This is a genomic window from Variovorax sp. Soil_C_39, assembly GCF_057656815.1.
The window spans coordinates 288,032-303,764 of record NZ_JBDGJQ010000004.1 but is presented as its reverse complement, the minus strand read 5'-3'; the positions used below and the strand labels follow the sequence as shown (position 1 = coordinate 303,764).

Annotated in this window: 15 protein-coding genes and 1 pseudogene; 8 read left to right on the top strand and 8 right to left on the bottom strand. The window is 70.3% G+C overall.

The window, feature by feature from the left end; translation table 11 throughout:
* The 3 genes and pseudogenes from AC3A6J_RS12910 to AC3A6J_RS12900 form a co-directional block, all read left to right on the top strand.
* Positions 1 to 489: pseudogene (locus AC3A6J_RS12910) on the top strand (hypothetical protein); the annotation flags it as partial.
* A gap of 293 nt (positions 490 to 782) precedes the next feature.
* A complete protein-coding gene (locus AC3A6J_RS12905) occupies positions 783 to 1,262 on the top strand; it encodes an AAC(3)-I family aminoglycoside N-acetyltransferase (RefSeq protein WP_487860341.1) in 480 nt (159 codons plus the stop codon).
* A complete protein-coding gene (locus AC3A6J_RS12900; protein ID WP_487860340.1) occupies positions 1,259 to 1,972 on the top strand; it encodes a phytanoyl-CoA dioxygenase family protein in 714 nt (237 codons plus the stop codon). The genes AC3A6J_RS12905 and AC3A6J_RS12900 overlap by 4 nt, the downstream gene beginning before the upstream one ends.
* 12 nt (positions 1,973 to 1,984) lie before the next feature.
* Here AC3A6J_RS12900 and AC3A6J_RS12895 read toward each other — a convergent pair whose 3' ends face one another.
* Positions 1,985 to 2,755, bottom strand: coding sequence for a TSUP family transporter (locus tag AC3A6J_RS12895; RefSeq protein ID WP_487860339.1), 771 nt, complete (start codon positions 2,753 to 2,755; stop codon positions 1,985 to 1,987).
* 280 nt (positions 2,756 to 3,035) lie between these two features.
* Here AC3A6J_RS12895 and AC3A6J_RS12890 point away from each other — a divergent pair, with 280 nt between their 5' ends.
* Genes AC3A6J_RS12890 through AC3A6J_RS12880 form a run of 3 tightly spaced genes read left to right on the top strand, consistent with a single transcriptional unit; the run spans position 3,036 to position 5,445 of the window.
* Positions 3,036 to 3,686: a TetR/AcrR family transcriptional regulator gene (locus AC3A6J_RS12890; protein ID WP_487860338.1), complete on the top strand. Its 651-nt coding sequence runs from the start codon at positions 3,036 to 3,038 to the stop codon at positions 3,684 to 3,686.
* Positions 3,683 to 4,936 carry a glycosyltransferase gene (locus AC3A6J_RS12885; RefSeq protein ID WP_487860337.1) on the top strand — a complete coding sequence of 418 codons (1,254 nt, stop codon included), beginning with the start codon at positions 3,683 to 3,685 and terminating at the stop codon, positions 4,934 to 4,936. Before AC3A6J_RS12890 ends, AC3A6J_RS12885 begins: the two co-directional genes overlap by 4 nt.
* Positions 4,937 to 4,986: 50 nt before the next feature.
* Positions 4,987 to 5,445, top strand: a complete 459-nt coding sequence (locus AC3A6J_RS12880; RefSeq protein ID WP_487860336.1) for a DUF1801 domain-containing protein — start codon at positions 4,987 to 4,989, stop codon at positions 5,443 to 5,445.
* Between the two features lie 96 nt (positions 5,446 to 5,541).
* On the opposite strand, the gene AC3A6J_RS12875 is transcribed toward AC3A6J_RS12880, so the two are convergent.
* The 6 genes from AC3A6J_RS12875 to AC3A6J_RS12850 all read right to left on the bottom strand — a co-directional run bounded on the left by AC3A6J_RS12875 (position 5,542) and on the right by AC3A6J_RS12850 (position 10,927).
* The gene (locus AC3A6J_RS12875) at positions 5,542 to 6,228 is read right to left on the bottom strand and encodes an alpha/beta hydrolase (protein ID WP_487860335.1); all 687 of its coding nucleotides are present in this window, start codon (positions 6,226 to 6,228) and stop codon (positions 5,542 to 5,544) included.
* A 135-nt stretch (positions 6,229 to 6,363) separates the two neighbouring features.
* Positions 6,364 to 7,092 (bottom strand): NAD(P)H-dependent oxidoreductase, encoded by a 729-nt coding sequence (locus tag AC3A6J_RS12870; RefSeq protein ID WP_487860334.1) that lies wholly within the window; start codon positions 7,090 to 7,092, stop codon positions 6,364 to 6,366.
* Positions 7,089 to 7,808, bottom strand: a complete 720-nt coding sequence (locus AC3A6J_RS12865; protein WP_487860333.1) for an enoyl-CoA hydratase-related protein — start codon at positions 7,806 to 7,808, stop codon at positions 7,089 to 7,091. Before AC3A6J_RS12865 ends, AC3A6J_RS12870 begins: the two co-directional genes overlap by 4 nt.
* Positions 7,808 to 9,061 (bottom strand): CaiB/BaiF CoA transferase family protein, encoded by a 1,254-nt coding sequence (locus tag AC3A6J_RS12860; RefSeq protein ID WP_487860332.1) that lies wholly within the window; start codon positions 9,059 to 9,061, stop codon positions 7,808 to 7,810. The genes AC3A6J_RS12865 and AC3A6J_RS12860 overlap by 1 nt, the downstream gene beginning before the upstream one ends.
* Positions 9,058 to 9,927, bottom strand: a complete 870-nt coding sequence (locus AC3A6J_RS12855) for an enoyl-CoA hydratase/isomerase family protein (protein WP_487860331.1) — start codon at positions 9,925 to 9,927, stop codon at positions 9,058 to 9,060. The genes AC3A6J_RS12860 and AC3A6J_RS12855 overlap by 4 nt, the downstream gene beginning before the upstream one ends.
* A 10-nt stretch (positions 9,928 to 9,937) precedes the next feature.
* Positions 9,938 to 10,927 carry a Bug family tripartite tricarboxylate transporter substrate binding protein gene (locus AC3A6J_RS12850; protein ID WP_487860330.1) on the bottom strand — a complete coding sequence of 330 codons (990 nt, stop codon included), beginning with the start codon at positions 10,925 to 10,927 and terminating at the stop codon, positions 9,938 to 9,940.
* Positions 10,928 to 11,042: 115 nt separating this feature from the next.
* On the opposite strand from AC3A6J_RS12850, the gene AC3A6J_RS12845 reads away from it, so the two are divergent.
* Positions 11,043 to 13,748 carry a LuxR C-terminal-related transcriptional regulator gene (locus tag AC3A6J_RS12845; RefSeq protein ID WP_487860329.1) on the top strand — a complete coding sequence of 902 codons (2,706 nt, stop codon included), beginning with the start codon at positions 11,043 to 11,045 and terminating at the stop codon, positions 13,746 to 13,748.
* Here the strand turns inward: AC3A6J_RS12845 and AC3A6J_RS12840 are convergent.
* The gene (locus AC3A6J_RS12840) at positions 13,705 to 14,628 is read right to left on the bottom strand and encodes a LysR family transcriptional regulator (RefSeq protein WP_487860328.1); all 924 of its coding nucleotides are present in this window, start codon (positions 14,626 to 14,628) and stop codon (positions 13,705 to 13,707) included. The genes AC3A6J_RS12845 and AC3A6J_RS12840 overlap by 44 nt on opposite strands.
* A gap of 112 nt (positions 14,629 to 14,740) precedes the next feature.
* Between AC3A6J_RS12840 and AC3A6J_RS12835 the strand changes: the two genes are divergently transcribed.
* Positions 14,741 to 15,730 carry a Bug family tripartite tricarboxylate transporter substrate binding protein gene (locus AC3A6J_RS12835; protein WP_487860327.1) on the top strand — a complete coding sequence of 330 codons (990 nt, stop codon included), beginning with the start codon at positions 14,741 to 14,743 and terminating at the stop codon, positions 15,728 to 15,730.
* Positions 15,731 to 15,733: the final 3 nt, after the last annotated feature.

Sequence of the window (15,733 nt, the reverse complement as noted above, 5' to 3'; positions counted from 1 at the left end):
GACCTCCTCGGCGGTGACCTGCTCGGCGGCGTGCTTGGCGAAGACGGCATCGTCGGCGGCCTGCTCGGTGGCGACCTCCTTGGCGGCGACCTGCTGGGCGGCGTGCTTGGCGAAGACGGCATCGTCGGCGGCCTGCTCGGTGGTGACCTCCTCGGCGGCCTGCTCGGTGGCGACCTGCTCGGCGGCGGCGCAGTGGCCAACATCCTCGAACCGGTGTTCGACACGGTTGGCAGCGCGGCAGAAACCCTGGCGCCGGTGATCGGCACCGTCTCCGAAGTGGCCCAGCCCGTGACCGACATCCTGGCCGGTACGGGCACCACGCTGGCGCCGGTGGTCGAGACCGTTGCGGGTCTGGTCGACACGGTGGAACAAGCTGCGCCGGCGCTGACCGACGCCGTGACCCCGATCACCAGCCTGGTCGATCAGGTCGCGGGCGGCAACAGCGTGCTGACGCCGGTGTCGAGCATCCTGCACGGCCTGCTCGGCTAAGGACGAAAGGACAACAAGAGGAGAAGAACGACAGCCCCCAGGGACAGGCCGCATCGGCCTGTCCCCGCGGGGAAACGTTGTCGAAGAGGGCCTACCCGCCCGGATCGCAGCGCCAGCCTCGGCCATCGCCGAAGCCAGGCGCAACGCGATGCCTTCGAAGAACGAACTGCAGCAGCCGGGGATGATTGACTCATCGCCCGGCTGCTTTTTTTGAAAGCACGCACGCGCCAACTGCACCACGGCCGTGGGGAGCCGACGTGCGCGCCATTCTGCCGCTGCACTACCATCCGCCCATGTCCACGACACCCCACTTCACCGTCCGCCAGCTCGCGGCGGAAGACGAGCGGTTGATGAACGGCCTGCTCACCATGTTCGGTCAAGCCTTCGATGACCCCGAGACCTACACAGCACGCCGACCCCGGCCCGAATACCTTCGGCAGCTGCTCGCGGGCGATGCCTTCATCGCGCTCGCGGCCTGCGAGGGCGAGCAGGTGATCGGCGGACTGGCGGCCTACGAGCTCAAGAAGTTTGAGCAGGAGCGCAGCGAGATCTACATCTACGACCTTGCGGTGGCCGAGTCGCACCGGCGCAAGGGCGTGGCCACTGAACTGATCCGCGCGCTGCAGCGCATCGGCCAGTCGCGCGGCGCCTGGGTGGTCTTCGTGCAGGCCGATCCGCCCGACGAACCCGCGGTCGCGCTGTATTCGAAGCTCGGCGTGCGCGAGGACGTGCTGCACTTCGACCTTCCGATGCCGCCCGCGTCGCAGCCATGATCGAGCCGGCGCTCGTCGACGCATTTGACGCGCACGGCCATGTGCGCCTCGCAGGCTTCCACCCGGCAAAACGCATGGCATCGCTGCGCCGCCAGGTGCAGGCCGCGCTCTCGCGCCTGGGCCTCGGGAGCGACCGGAAGCACCACCGCGGCGGCAGCCCGCTCGCGGGCCTGACACCGTTCCAGCAGATCGCGCGGCTTTCCACGCTGGTGAAGATCCCGGGCCTCGAGGAGGCGATGGTCACGCCCGAGCTACTGGCCATCCTGCGCGGCCTGGCGCAAGGCCCACTCTCGCCGTCGGGCGGCATGCAGCTGCTGCTCTCGCCGCCGCACCAGGGCCAATGGTCACTCGACCGGCTGAACTGGCATGTGGACGTGGCGGCCGATCCGCCCGATCGCCTGCCGGGCATCCAGGTCTTCGTGCTGATCGACGACGTGGCGCCGCAGGGCGGCGCGACGCTGGCGCTCGCGGGCTCGCATCGGGAGGCAGCCGGCAACAAGGCGCAGGCGCCGAACCTGCGCGCGCTGCTCAAGACCGCGGACGCGCTCGAGGCGCGGCTGCAGGAGCGCGGACTCAGCATCCTCGAGATGTCGGGCCGCGCGGGCGACGTGTTCCTGATGGACATGCGCCTGCTGCACACCCCGTCGGTCAACGCAACGAAGAGCGTCCGGATGATGTCGACGGCACGCTACTTCACCGGCGGCCGTTGAGCGCAAGCTGCTTCAGCCCTGCGCGATCGCGATCCACGAGGTGGCGACCAGCGTCGAGCCGGCCACTCCTAGCAGCCCGCCCACGATCCACTTGAGCGTGCGCGGATTCAGCTTGTTCGGCAGCCGGTGGTGCAGCCGCGTCACGCCATAGACCACCGGCACCGCGCAGCCCGCGAGCAGCGCCGAGCGCGCAGAGAAGTGGCCCGTTGCCACCACGACCACCAGCCGCACAAGCGAGTTGAACGCGAACATCAGCAGCAGCCCGCGCCGCACCAGCTCGCGGTCGAGTGGTTGACGGTACATGTGGAAGACGATCGGCGGGCCCGAGCTCGAGAACAGCCCACCGAGCAGCCCTGACAGCGCGCCGATCACCGAGAAGCTTGCAGCCCCCGACACCGCGGGCAGCGGCCGTGCCTGCAGCATCAGCAGCAGCGCGCAGCCGAGAATCGAAACGCCCAGCAGCCCGCGCAGCCAGTCGACCGCACCGCCGCTGAGCCACGCCAGCAGCATGAGGCCGGCGAGCACGCCCACGGTGCTGCCGCTGAGCGCCGGCTTCATCAGCCGCCACGGCACCACGCCCGGACGCGCGCGAAAGTAGGTCCAGGCGTTGGTCAGCGTCAGCACCATTGCCGCGTTGGCGGCATCGCTCACGCTCGCGACATGGAACACCGACACCAGCCCGAGCAGGATCAGGCTGAACGCAAAGCCCGTGAGGTTCTGCGCATAGGTGGCCAGCGCCACGCAGGCCATGAACACCAGCACTGGGCCGGCAGAAGACAACATCGCTTGCATCGGGGGATCAGCAGGCGGCGCCGGAGGGCGCATGGGGCTGTGCTGCGGGAAAGTCGGGGGACGCGTTCGAAAAAAGCAAAACGGGAGGCTCTGAGACAGGAATTCAAGGAAGCGAGGGAATGGCGCGCGGTGTCTATTGTCCCCGAATGCATATTTCGCACCGGGGCGGTCTGCCATGGGGCTCTTTGACGGGGCTCCCGCGAAGCCTTGCAACACAATTCCGAACGTCGTATAAACTTGTACGACGTTCAATTTTTTTGGAACCACCTTCTTGCCTGCTCCGGAACTCCCCGGCCGCCGCGAACGACGGCGCGCCCAGACGCTCGACCATGTCGCCGCCACCGCGATGCGGCTCTTCGAGTCCGCCGGCTACGACGCCACCACGATGGAACAGATCGCGCTCGCAGCCGACGTGGCCAAGGGCACCCTCTACAACCATTTCGCCACCAAGGAGGCGATCCTCGCGCACTGGGTGCACATGCAGCTCGCGGCCGACACCGAGCGGCTGGCCGAGGTGGTGGCGCAGCCGGGTGCCTTTGCGCCGCGGCTGCGCGAGCTGCTCGGTGCATCGGCCCGGTGGTCCGAGCGCCACCGCGCCTACCTGCTCGACTACTTCCGCTTCCGCTTCCTCAACATCGAGGACGAGCTCGAAGGCGGTGGGAAGACCGAAGACCGCCCGCGCGATCTCGCGGGCCTGTTCGCGCAGCTGATCGCCCAGGCACAAGAGGACGGCACGCTGCGCAGCGATCTCGCCGCCGAGCACCTCGCCTCGCTGCTGCACCACCTCTACTTCGGCGCGCTGATGCGCTGGCTGACCTTGCCGGGGCTGGTGCTGGCCGAGGAGTTCGAGGCCATCGTCGCGCTGTTCGTCGACGGTGCCCGTGGCACCGCCAAGGCGCCGCAGAGGAGGCGCGCCGCATGAAGATCGCCGTGCTCACCTATGGCACCGAGGGCGACGCGCGCCCGCTCGCGGCGCTGTGCCATGCGCTCGACCAGGCCGGCCATGCGTCGGTGCTGCTGGCCGATGCGGCCACGCTGGGCGCCGCGCAGCGGCTCGGCGTGCGCACGCAGGCGCTTGCGGGCGACATCCGTGGCGCGCTCGGTGCGAGCGGCGCGATCGCGAACGTGGTGGCGCACAGCGAACGCCCGAGCGCGGCCGCCAAGGCGTTGGCCGCGATCGCCAACACGCATGCCACGGCGTGGCTCCGCCAGACGGTCGAGACCGCGCGCGGCTGCGATGCCGTGGTCTGCTCGGGGCTCGCCGCCTTCGTGGGGCTCTCGGCGGCCGAGGCGCTCGGCGTGCCGGCCGTGGGCGCGGGCATGTTCCCGCTCACGCCCACGCGCGAGTTCGCAACGCCCTTCATACCGCCCGCGCGCGTGCCGCGCTTCCTCAACCGCGCCAGCCACCACCTCGTCAACACGATGCTGTGGCGGTCGTTCCGGGCCGCGGTGAATGCCGCGCGCGCCGAGGCCTGCGGCCTGCCGCCGCGCCGGCGCCTGTGGACCACGCATCCGACGATCTACGGCTATTCGCCGAGCCTGCTGCCGCGGCCCGCCGACTGGCCCTCCAATGCGCAGGTCTGCGGCCAGTGGCTCGCGCCCGCGAGTTCCGACTGGCAGCCGCCCGCGACGCTGAGCGCCTTTCTCGGCGCGGGCGAAGCGCCGGTCTACATCGGCTTCGGCAGCATGACGGGCTTCGACGCGGACCGCCTGCGCCAGGTGGTGTTGGCCGCGGCCGCGGGGCGGCGCGTGGTGCTCAACCCGGGCTGGAGCGGCTTCGACACGCAGGGCCTGCCGCCCAACTTTCATGTGGTGGGCGACACGCCGCACGACTGGCTTTTTGCGCGCATGGCGCTGGTGGTGCATCACGGCGGCTCGGGCACCACGCATTCGGCCGCGCGCGCGGGCGTGCCGTCGGTGGTGGTGCCGTTCGCGGGCGACCAGTTCTTCTGGGCACACCGGCTCGCGCTGGCGGGCGTGGCGCCTGCGGCGGTGTCAGGCAGCCGCATCGATGCGGACGCGCTCGCGCGCGGCATCGCCTTTGCCGAGCAGCCCGAGGTGCGCGAACGCGCGGCGGCGCTGGGCGCGCGCATGCGTGCGGAAGATGGGCTCGCACGGGGCATCGAGGCCCTGGCACACGCGATCGCCGCCGACCCCCTCGGCCGCGGCTAGCGATACAGTCCGAACTGCCGCCCCGTTCCGGCAAAAGCATGAGGAGCACCATGGCCGATCCCGCACGCAAGAAGCCCGCCGCAAAGCCGCCGGCGCCCGACGCAGCGACCACCCAGCCGCGCCTGCTCTCGGGCGGCAATCCCCAGATCCCCAAAGGCGAAGGCGACGCGCCCGTGCAGGCCTACATCGCCGCGCTGCCGAGCTGGAAGCGCCCGCTCGCCGAGCGCCTCGACGCAGTGATCGTGCGCACCCTTCCCGACGTGAAGAAGGCCGTCAAGTGGAACTCGCCGCACTACGGCACCGAGGCCAACGGCTGGTTCCTCGGCATCCATGCGTTCACGCGCTACCTCAAGGTGGCGTTCTTCCGCGGTGCGTTGCTCGACCCGGTGCCGCCGGGCACATCCAAGCAGGCCGAGGTTCGCTATCTCGACATCCATGAGGACGCGCCGTTCGACGGAGACCAGTTCGCCGACTGGGTCAGGCAGGCCAGCAAGCTGCCCGGGCTGTAAGCGCGGTGGCCGTGGCGCGGTGGCCGTGGCGCGCTGCCCGCTCAGGCGTTCCACACTGGCCGGCCACACGATGGCGGCGTGTCGGACGGATTCCGCTCACGGGGTCGGCACGGCCTGCAACCAGTCGACCACGCGCCGGTGGTACGCGGCCTTGTGGCTTTCGGCTGTGAGCGCGTGGTCCGCACCAGGCACCATGAAGAAGGCCAGCGAACGGGAACGGCCGAAGGCGCGGCGGTAGCTTTCGATCACCGGGGGTGGGATCACCTCGTCGTGCTCGGACGCGGCAAGCAGCACATCGCCTTCGAACGATGCGCAGCAGGCCAGCGCGCGGTTGTCCGAAGGCGCATGCGGCCGCATCCTGAAGTCGCGCAGCTTCGCCGCATCGAGTTGTTCCTTCTCCTCGGTCCAGTCGCGGTCGGGGTAGAGCGCCGGCGAGCGCAGCACGAGCAGGTCGACGCGCCGCACCGAAGTGAGTAGTGCGGCCATGTAGCCGCCGTAGCTGAAGCCGAGCACCGCGACGCGGCGCGGCGGGCGGTCCATGGCGTGCACCAGTGCATCGTGGTCTTCCACCACCTGGTCGAGGCTGTCGCGCGGCACGATGCCTGCGCGCTCCTCGTCGCGCCAGGTGGCGTCGGGCAGCCGCGCGCGCCGGCAGGCCCAGCCCCGGCCCGCGAGTTCGTTCCTGAGCTTCTCGTACTGCGGCCTGCCATGGTCGTCCCAGCCCGGACAGACCAGCAGCGCGTTCTCTGCGGCAGTGTGTGGTGTGCTGGCGCTGGTCTTCATGCAGTCTCCCCCGGCGGTGCTATCGGAAGCCGGGAGCTTGGCCAGCAGCGCACGGTCGCATCGTAGGTGCCCTTCACCTGGCGGCGTCGGAGCCGGCGCGCAGCCAGCGCGCCATCTGCGCACGGCGCTGCCCCACTACACCCCGGGCAACTGGCCGCTGCCTATCGGGCGGAACTGCTCGTCGAAACTTTCCAGCGAGGGCATCGAGAGCAATGGCCGCTCGGCCAGATTGGCCACGGCCGCATCGAGCGACGACAGCATCTGCCGGCGCTCCTCGTCGCTCACGTAGGGCACGTGGTAGGCGATGAAGGGCTCGAGCACCGAATACCCGACATAGCCCAGCGTTCCCTGCATCACATGCCGCAGCATGCCCATCGGCAGCTCGCCGTGGACCGCATCGGTGCCGAACATGTGCGCCCTTCCACCGAGCGAGGTCAGAACCATCGCGCGTCGGCCCGCCATGCCCGCACGGTCGTACACGCGCCGCCCGCCATAGAAGGTGCCCGACAACAGCACGCGGTCGAACCATCCCTTCAGCATCGCGGGCGCCGAGAACCAGAAAACCGGAAAGGCGAGCACGAGCAGGTCGGCCGCCAGCACGGGCTCGAGTTCCTCCACGATGTCGGGCGCCAGCGTGCCCTGCGCGCGCGCATGGCGCTGCTCGAGCGAATACACCAGGTGCGAGGGATCGCTGCGGTTTTCGAAGTCACCGGCCCCGGCCACGGGATTGAAGCCCTTGGCATAGAGATCCGATTGCGTCACGGACCAGCCGGAGCGCTCGAGCGCATCGCGCGCGGTGCGGCTCATCGCGTGGACGAACGATTTCGGCTCGGGATGGCAGTAGACGATGTGGGCCTGCTTCATGGATGGGACACGGATGACGGCCGGCGCTCGCGCACGGCCTGGTTGATGGCTTCGATCTCCTCGTCGATCCGCGCATGCAGCGCATCCGCCGGCGCGAGCCAGTCCTTGATGCGCCTGACCATGCCCTGCGGCTTGTCCGCGAGCTCGCGCGCGCGCGCCATGGCGGCGCCACGGAGTTCGGCGCGCGGAACCAGCTCGGTGACCAGTCCCCAGGCGCAGGCCTCGCGCGCGGTGATCGGGCCGCCGCCGAGCAGCAACTGCCGCGCGCGCAGCGTTCCGACGGCCGGCGCCAGCAGCAGGCTCGCGCCGGCCTCGGGCGCGATGCCCAGGTCGACGAAGGGGAACCGCAAGACCGCGTCGGGCTCGGCGAGCACCCAGTCGGCGTGCAGCAGCGCCGTCGCACCGATGCCGACCGCAAAGCCATGCACCGCAATCACCAGCGGCTTGCGCAACGCGGCGAGCGCATGAAGAAACCGGGGGACCGGATCGTGCGCGGCCTGCGGCCACTGCGCAAAGGCCTGCAGGTCGTGGCCTGCGGTGAAGCCCTCGCCCGCGCCGCACAAGAGCACGGCGCGGGTGTCGACCTGGTCCTGCGCGGCGCACAAGGCCTCGGCCAGCGCACCGAACATCGCAAGGTCGATGGCGTTGCGCCGGGCGATGCGGTCGATCTCCAGCACCAGCACCCCGCCCTCGCGGTGGCTGTGGATGGCTTCCATCAGATCACCCTCTGTTCGGCGAGGCGGTCGAGCTGCTCGTCGCTGAGCCCGAGCCGCCGTTTGAACACGGCCGCGTTGTCCGCGCCGATGCCGCGCGCGGTCTGCGAGATGGTGCAGGGATGGTTGCTGAAGCGCGGCACCACGCCCGGGATGCGAACGCGTCCGAAGTCCTCGTCGTCGACCGGCTGCAGGAATCCGCGCGCCTTGACCTGGGCGTCGTCCACGATCTGCTGCGACGAATAGACCGGCGCGATCGTGCCGCCGCAGGCTTCGAAGCGTGCGAGCACATGGTCGAGGTCGTGCGCCGCAAACCAGTCGCGGAAGATCCCGTTGATCTCCCCCGCATGCGCGCAGCGGTCCACGTTATGCCGAAAGCGCGGTTCGTCGATCAGCTCGGGCCGCCCGATGGCCCGGCAGTTCGCCGCATAGAGCGCGTTGGTGCTGCCAGACAGCGACACCCAATGGCCGTCGCGCGTGCGGTACACGCCGGTGGGCGCCGCGTACTGGCTCACGTTGCCCGAGCGCTCGTGCGTGGTGCCGAGCAGATCCTGCTTGAGCGTCAGGAAGTCCAGCAGCTTGAGCACGCCTTCGGTCATCGACAGGTCGATGTCCTCTCCCTTGGCCAGCGGGTCGCGCGCGAGCTTCCACAGCGACGACATGACGCCGAGCGCACCGAAGAGGCCGCCGATCGAATCGCCGATGGGATAGCCGACATGCATCGGCTCTCCGTCGGGCTCGCCGCTGATGTAGGCCATGCCGCCCATGGCCTCGAAGATGCGCGCAAAGCCCGGCTTGTCCTTGTACGGGCCGTCCTGTCCGAAGGCCGTGGCGCGCAGGATCACGAGCCGCGGCTGCGCCTTGCGCAGCGTCTGCGCGTCCAGGCCCCAGCCGTCGAGCGTGCCGGGCCGGAAGTTCTCCACCAGCACATCGGCCTCCTCGACCAGGCGCAGGAACAGCACCCTGCCCTCCGGTTTGCGCAGGTCCAGCGAGACCAGCTGCTTGTCGCGGTTGAGTACCTTCCACCACAGCGACCTTCCGTCCTTGAACGGGGCGAAGGTGCGCAGTCCGTCGCCTGCGCCCGGCAGCTCGACCTTCAGGACGTCGGCGCCATAGTCGCTGAGCAATGCGGCGGCCGTCGGTGCCGCCACGATGGTGGCGATGTCGATGACCCGAAGCCCGGCCAGCGGCCCGCCGCGTGCGGTGCGTGGCGCACAAGGGGAAAAAGAATCAGGGAAGGAAGAAGCGTCAATCACGTTGCGGGGGTTCCATCTGGTCGTTTTTTGTCGGTGCCGGGCGCGGCGGCATCGCGGTCCCAGTCGTAGGCGAGCGGCTGCCTGTCGCGAAAGCGGCGGGCCGCGTCGTGGTGATAGGGCGCGGCCATGGCAAGGCCCTGGGCATGCGCCTCCATGTCGCCGAGGGCAAGGTAGTCCGCGTCGTGGCTGCGCTGCAGCAGCTGCTTGGTCGCGGCGAACACGTCGCGCGGGCCGCGCGCCAGCTGCCGGGCCGCCGCCAGGGCGCACTCCGGCAGCTGATCGACCGGATGGACCGCGTGCACGATGCCCAGGCGCCTGGCCTCTTCGGCATCGATGGAGCGCGCGGTGAGCAGCAGGTCGCGGGCGACGCCCAGGCCGACCACCCGCGGCAACAGGCAGTGCGCGCCGAAGTCGGGCACCGCGCCGACGCGCGTGAACGACATGCAAAAACGCGCCCGTGGCGTGGCGAGCACCAGGTCCGCATGCAGCGCGAGGCTGAAGCCCCCGCCGAACGCCGGGCCGTCGACGGCCGCGATGACCACGGCATCGAGCCCGAGCAGTTGCTGCAACCAGCGGTTGGCCGACGCGATGCGCGCCTCGGTCTGCTCGGGCGTGTGCTGCTGCGGGTTCTGCAGCCGGGCCGCCATCTCGCGCACATCGCCGCCGGCGCTGAAGCTGCCGCCGGCGCCGCGCAGCACCAGCGCACGGACCGCCCTGCCGCCGGAACCCATCCAGTCGAGCAGACGGACGTAGTCTTCACGAAGCGCCTGCCCCAGCGGGTTGCGCGCCTCGGGCCGGGTGTGGACGAATTCGGCAACCTCGCCGCTCACGCGCAGCGATGCCGCCTGGAAGGTCGGTGCGGTCACTCCCGGTCTTTCAGGACTTCAGCGAGAGCTGGAGCTCGGCGGCCAGGCGGGCGATGCGCTGGCGCTGTGCCATGAAGTACGCAGAGGCCTCGCCCGGCGTGCTCGATTCGGGCTCCACGCCGAGGTTGGCCAACTGCTCGCGCACCTCCTTGTCCGCGAGCGCCTCGCGCACCTGGCGATTGAGCGCATCCACCACGGCTGGAGGCGTGCCCGCAGGGGCCAGCAGCATGAACCACGGGGTCAGGCCTTCGATGTCCTGCGTGATGCCGGCCTCGCGGCCGGTCGGCACCTCGGGCCGGATGCGCGATCGCGCCGGCTCCGTGACCGCCAACAGGCGCACCTTGCCGGCTTCCAGCATCGGCCGCGCCACGGCATATTCCATCATCGCGAAATCGACCTCGCCCGCGCCCACTGCCGTGGCCGTGGGCTGCGTTCCCTTGTACGGCACGGCGACGACCGGCATGCCCGCGGCGCGCGCGAGCGCCAGGCCGGCGATGTGCGGATTGCTTCCGTTTCCCGGATGGCCCAGCGTGAGCTGGCCGGTCTTCTTGCCGAGGGCCACGAACCCGGCATAGTCCTTGGCCGGCAGGTCGTGGCGCACCATGAGGAAGGTGGGTGCACGGCCCAGCATGCTGATCGCAACGAAGTCCTTGCCGGGCGCGAATGCCAGGTTCTCGAACATCAGCGGAAACGTGGTGGTCACGGCCGTGGCCAGGCCGAGCGTGTAGCCGTCGGGCGGTGCCTTCTGCATGAATTCCATGCCGATGCGGGTGGCCGCACCCGGCTTGTTGTCGACGACGAACTGCTGGCCCATGCGCTCGCCGAGCTTGCGCGCCAGCACACGGGCGAGGCCGTCGGTCGCGCCGCCGGGCGCAAAGCCCAGGACGATCTTTACCGGGCGGTCCGGATAGGCGGCCGCGTGCGAAGGCAGCGCGGCGCCGGCCAGCCAGGCCAGCGCGATTGCGTTGGCCCCACGCCGCGTGATGAGTGGATGGTTCAATCGATGTCTCCTGCAGTTGCATGGTCCTTGTGTGCCGATTCTTGCGCTGCCTTCGTCACGGCGCCCCCCCCGTTTCGGGGGGTCGGGTTAGCACCGGATCCGTACAATCCTTGCCGTGCGAAAGACCGTTCATCCCGACACCACCGAGACCCATTTCGCGCGGCCACGTCTGTTCGAAGCGCTGCGGCGCGCGCAGGACAGGCGCTGCGTGGTGCTCGCCGCGCCCGCCGGCAGCGGCAAGACCGCGCTGCTGGCGGCGTGGTCACGCCAGCTGCGCACGCAACGCACGGTGGTCTGGGTCGATGCCGCGAGCGCGCGCGGCCTGGCGGCTGAAATGGCCGCGCGCTGTGCCGAGCAGTTTCCGTGCTGGCCGGCGCCGCCGCCGCGGCGGCGCGCGCGCAGCAGGGACGCGTTCTCCGAACTGCTGGACGTCGCCGTGACGGCGATGCGCCATGCCGCCGCGTCGCTGAAGCCGGTGGTGCTGGTCATCGATCACCTCGATCACGTCCCGGACGCCTCGGTGCTGCTCGCGCTGCAGCCGCTGCTCGACTACGCCCCGCCTCGACTGCAATGCGTCTTCGCTTCACGCAACGGCCTCGCGCTGCCCCTGGAGCGCTTGCGCATGCACGGGCAACTGCTCGAACTCGGCGCGGCGGATCTGCGCTGGTCCGACGACGAGGCCCACGCGCTGGTCCAGTCCCGACTGGGCTACGACACCGAAGCCCCGGCCCTGCAGCAGGCTAGCCGCGGCTGGACGCTGGGCCTGGTGGCAAGTTGCGAAGCGCTGCAGCGCGGCGCCCGGTCGGGCGAAGCGGCCGACCTCGTGCCGGAAGCTGCCGCGCACTGCCTGGAAACGCAGGTTTTCTCCGACTGGACCGAAGCCCAGCGCAGGACCGTGGCGGTGCTCTCGGCCACGGCGGCCTTCGATGTGGGCCTTGTCGCAGCGGCCGGTGGCATGTCGATGCCCGAAGCCCTCGAATTCCTCCATCGCCTCGCACGCACAGGCTTTCTCGACGCGGCTTCGCCGGACGGCTGGTGGCGCTTTCATCCCATGATGGCCACGGTCCTCCAACGCCGGTTCGCACGCCTGAAGGCGTTGAAGCGCCGCCATTGGCATGGCATCGCGAGCCTGTACCTTGCCGCGCAAGGCCGCCCTGCGGACGCGGTCCGCCAAGCCGTGGCGGGTCGCGACCTGGCCCGGGCAGCCGACCTTGTCGAGACCTGGGCCGGCGCCCTCTTCCAGTCGGGCCGGCACGATGCACTGGCTGAACTGGTTCGCCTCGTGCCGGCCTCCGCAGCCCGCCACCGGCCACAGCTTCGGCTGTGGGTGGCGCTGCTCGCGCTGACCGAGCAGCGCTTCGACGCCTGCGAGGCCATGCTCGCCGCGCTCGACGGCGATGTCGGTGCGGCCGATTCGACCACCCGGCGGCGCATGTGCGTTCTGCGCGGATGGCTCGCCATGTTCCGGGACGACATCGATGCGGCGCAGTCGGCGCTGCGCGGCGCGCCCCGGCGCACCAAGGACCTGCGCGTCGACCCGATCACGCTCGCGGGCGAGCGCAACGTCTGGTCGTGGATTCGCATCTACCGCAACCAGTACGCGGACGCCCGCCGCCTTCAACGATCGGCCGGCCATCGCGAAGCACCGCACGGCACGCTGTTCGGCACGCTCAGCGGCCGGTGCCTGGAAGGCCTGAGCTTTGCACTCGAGGGCCACATGAGCAAGGCCGAGCATGTCTATCGCGAGGTGCTTCGCGAGGCGGAGCCTGGCGGCCGCGCGTTCCTGGATCCGAAGGTGCTCGCCATCGGCCTGCTCGGCGAGACCCTTTATGAGATCAACGATCTCGCGGGCGTGCTGGCCCTGGAGGCGAGGCTGCCGGAGCTGATGACCCACTCGCTGCCCGATCCGCTGCTGCGCGTCATGCTCGGCATCTGCCGTTCCCATGCCGTGCTGGGACAGCTTGACACGGCGTTGCGCGTGGCCGAAGGGTTGCGCATGTATGCGCGCGCGCGGCGGCTCGACCGGCTGCTCTGCTATGCCTTGCTCGAGCGCATGCGCCTGCAGCTGGCGCGGCACGAGACCGCGCAGGCGCATGCGACCTGGGACGAGATCGCACAGTTGCATGCGCTGCATGAACGCAGCGACAGCACGGCGCTGAGCGAGATCGCCATCGTCGCCCGGCGGGCGGAGATCCTCGCGCACATCTACGCGGGCCGGCTGGAAATCGCGCGAGGGCGGATCGATGCGCTGATCGCGCTCTGCGAGGCGCGTGGCCGCCAGCGCCGCGTCGCCGCGCTTCTGTTCCAGCGTGCGGCTGTTGCGCAAGCGCTCGGCGAAGGCGAGTTGGCCTCCGCGAGCGCACTCCGGGGACTCAGGCTCGCGCAACGGCTCGGCCTGGTGCGCAGCGTGCTCGATGCGCATCCGTCGGTGTGCGAACTGCTCGACGGCGCACTCTCGCTGGCCAGGGAAGACACCTTGCTCTCGTTCCATGCCGATCGGATGCGCGCGGCGGCCGGGCAGGGCCCGCTGGCCGGCGCCGCGCTCGGCAAGCCCGGCCTGGCCCCTGCGCCGGCGGCGCCCGAAGCACTCAGCGCGCGCGAGGCGGAGGTGATGCAGCAGCTCGCGCTGGCGTTGCCCAACAAGGAGATCGCGCGGGCGCTGGGCATGTCGGGCGAAACCGTGAAATGGCACCTGCGCAACATCTACGCCAAGCTGCGCGTCACCACGCGCTATCAGGCGCTCGCGGTGATGCGCCACGGCGCCATGGGCCCGGCGCTCAGCGCGCCGGCCGCCGATGCAGTTGCGCATCGCGCGCGCTGAATACCTCGATCACCTTGTCGCGAAAGTCCCGCATCAGCGACGAGAAGTAGGCATTGCGCCGCCAGAACAGGCCGATCTGCAGCGTCCACACCGGCGCCGGGGCCGGCAAGGCGCTCAGGCCGGCGCCGGTGCTTGCGCCCAGCGAGTCGGCCGTCATCACGGTCAGCAGGTTGCTTGCGCGCACCAGCGGCGCAAACACGGCCGGCGATGCATCGGCCTGCAGGAACGCAGCCGGCATGGCGATGCCCGCTTCATCGAACATCGACGCGACCCAGGCGCGCAGCGCGATGTTCGGTGGCGGCAGCACCCACGGCTGCGCCGCCATGTCGCGCAGCGTGAAGGGCCGGCGCAGCAGCGGATGGCCCTTGCGTGCGACCACGAACGACTGCTGCTCGCCGAGCAGCACGCACGACAGCGCCGCCGGGGTCTCGGGCTGCATCGCCGCCACCGCGAAGTCGAGCAGGCCCGTCTCGAGCTGGTGCATCAGCACGCCGCTGAGCTGCACATGCGCCTGGAATCGCACATCGCGCGCCGCACCGAGGAAGGACGCAAGCACCGGCGTCATGACCGACTCGACGATCGCCGGCACGGTGCCGATGCGAAGCTCGCCCGATTGCCCGGTCTTCAGGTCCTGCACCTCGTTGTGGATGTCGTCGACCAGTTGCCCTAGCTGGAGGTTGCGCGCATACAGCGCCTGGCCGATGGCCGTGAGCGCCACGCCGCGCGGCGTGCGCTCGAACAGCCGCACGCCGAGCGAGGTCTCCAGCCGCTGGATCGCTTTGGAGAGCGCGGGCTGGGTCACGCCCAGCGCATCGGCGGCGCTGTGCAGGTTGCCGAAATCGGCGGCGATCCTGAACGACTGGAGGTCCTTGAGCAGCATGGCGCGATTCCAAACCGTTATCGCAAAACCCCATGATAGGACTGGCTGCAGCCGCGCGCGATTTCCATAATCGATGCGGACAGCACGACGACAACAAACGGAGACAAGAGACATGCCGACATTCGCTCACCGGGCGCGGACCGCGCTGCGCGTGGCCAGCCTCGCCATCGCGGGCTTGCTCGGCGCCGCCACGGCCAGCGCGCAGGACGCCTACCCCAGCCGCCCGATCCGCGTGGTGGTGCCCTACCCCGCCGGCGGCAACACCGACATCATTGCGCGCGACGTGATGAAGGCGCTGTCGGCGCGGCTGGGCCAGCCGATCGTGATCGACAACAAGCCCGGCGCCAACAGCATCCTGGGCACCGACCTCGTGGCCAAGGCCGCTCCCGATGGCTACACGCTGCTGGTGGCGATCGGTGCCTATGCCAACAACCAGTCGCTCTACCGCAACCTGCCGTACCGGCCCGCCGACCTCGCGCCGGTCTCGCAGTTGACGCGGACCTCGCTGGTGCTGGTGACCGCGCGCCCCGGCATCCGCACGCTCGACGACCTGGTGCGCGCCGGCCGCGACGCGGGCGCACCGCTGAGCTTCGCCAGCAGCGGTGTCGGCTCGGCCGCGCACCTGCTGGGCGAACGCTTCGCGCGCGCCACCGCGATGAAGGGCGCCATGCATGTGCCCTACAAGGGCACGAGCGACGCGACCACCGACCTCGTGAGCGGGCGCGTCGGCTTCATGTTCGACGCAATCTCGGCCATGGGCCCGCACATCCGCCAGGGCCGGCTTGCGGCGCTCGCGGTGACGGGGCATGAGCGCTCGCCGCTGCTGCCCGAGGTGCCGAGCCTCAAGGAGCTCGGCCATCCCGAGCTCGCGACCTATGCCTGGGCCGGCGTGCTCGCGCCGGCGCGCACGCCGCCGGCCATCGTCGAACGGCTGGCCGCCGAGATCGCTGCCGTGATGAAGGGCGACGACCTGCGCGCGCGGCTGGCGGCCATCAGCACCGAGCCCGTGGGCGGCACGCCGGCAGCGCTCGCACGCTTCATCGCCACGGAGGCCAAGGTCAACGGCGAGGTGATCCGGCAACTCGCCATCACGCTCGACTAGGGA